Genomic DNA, 1,455 nt, shown 5'->3' with positions numbered 1-1,455 from the left:
ATGCCACACCAGCTGGCGCGACATGAAAATCTGGTTGGGCTGCATGGCGCCGGCCAGCTCGGCATCGGCCAGAGCGCGGGCGCCAGCGCCGATGAGGGCGGCGGCCTGGGTATTGGCGGCGTTTTGCGTCAGGCCTTCGGCGGCATCGAGCAGGGCGCCGACGGAAGCCGGCAAGCCAGGTTGCAGGGCGAAGTCGGGCACATCGCCTGGTGGCTGGGCCACCGGCGGGATCGGCTGTGCTTGCGCCTGGCCGGGGGCCTCGCGCACTAGCCGGTCGTGGATGCTTAGCGCCGGATTGGACGGCGTGACTCGATCTATCGCCATGAAAGCCAATGGTAATACGGCGGTAATAAAAAAGCCAACCGTGTGTGCGGTTGGCTCTTAGCCTGCCCGGCCGCTTACGGGCCAGGCAGTGTCTGCGGCGATTACTGCAGCAGGGACAGAACCAGGGAAGACTGGCTGTTGGTCTGCTTCAGCATTGCGGTACCAGCTTGCAGCAGCATCTGGTTCGAGGTCATGGTTGCGGATTCAGCGGCGAAGTCCACGTCCATGATACGGCCGGTTGCGTTCTTGGTGTTGGTCGAGATGTTGGACAAGTTGTTGTAGACGTGGTCCAGACGGTTCGAGATAGCACCCAGCTTGGAACGCAGTGCGCCGACGTCGTCGATCGCGGTTGCCAGTTGGTTGATGGTGGCGTTAGCCGCGCCGGTCAGCTGGGCGCCAGCTGCACCGCCGGTACCGGTCTGGTTTGCGCCGGTAGCGGTGGAGATCGAGCCGAAAGCGGTGCTCAGTTCGGTGGAGAAGTCAGCTGCCAGGGTTTCGGTCGAGTCAGCACCGATCTGGAAGGTGATTGCGGAGGTCAGCTTACCGCCGCCGGAGTTGAACAGTGCGGTGCCGCCGAACTTGGTGTTGCCGAAGATGTTCGACAGTTCGTCGGTCAGGGAGTCGAATTCCTTCTGCATTGCAGTCTGGTCGTTCGAGGTCGAGGAACCGTCAGCGGCCTGGGTTGCCAGGTCTTTCATGCGGTTCAGGATGTTGGTGGTCTCGTCCAGGGCGCCTTCAGCGGTTTGCATCAGGGAGATGGAGTTCTGGGTGTTACGCATTGCAACGCCCATGCCCGAGGTTTGGGTCTTCAGGCGGGTTGCGATCTGCAGGCCAGCAGCATCATCCATCGCGGAATTGATGCGGAAGCCGGTGCTCAGACGGGTCATGGAGGTCGACAGCTGATTCTGCGTGCGGCTGATCGAGTTTTGAGCGGACAGCGCCGCGGCGTTGGTGTGAAGGCTCAGCATTTTAAAACTCCTGTTGGTAGGTTCAAATCGAGCAGCGGTACAGTTCTGCGCTCTCAAGAGTACAAGACGACCGTTTACCTGAGGGCATTAAATGCCACACAGAAATTTTTTTGTTTTTTTTGTTTTTTCGATTGTGCAATGCGGAAAACCCGAGGCGTAACCC

At 60.1% G+C, this 1,455-nt stretch carries 1 protein-coding gene and 1 pseudogene; both read right to left on the bottom strand.

Translation table 11 applies throughout. The features are described from left to right. A pseudogene (locus AB4Z11_RS31610) lies at nt 1–324 on the bottom strand (hypothetical protein); the annotation flags it as partial. A gap of 101 nt (nt 325–425) precedes the next feature. Then, entirely contained in the window at nt 426–1,292 is an 867-nt protein-coding gene (locus AB4Z11_RS31605) for a flagellin N-terminal helical domain-containing protein (protein WP_442030117.1), read from the bottom strand. Nucleotides 1,293–1,455: the final 163 nt, after the last annotated feature.

It is taken from the genome of Pseudoduganella sp. RAF53_2 (assembly GCF_052113985.1).
Classification (GTDB): Bacteria; Pseudomonadota; Gammaproteobacteria; order Burkholderiales; family Burkholderiaceae_D; genus Rugamonas.
This window is presented reverse-complemented; position numbering and strand designations above follow the sequence as displayed.

Excerpts from the sequence above, each read along its gene's own strand:
- AB4Z11_RS31605 (WP_442030117.1), bottom strand. The coding sequence starts at position 1,292 with ATGCTGAGCCTTCACACCAACGCCGCGGCGCTGTCCGCTCAAAACTCG.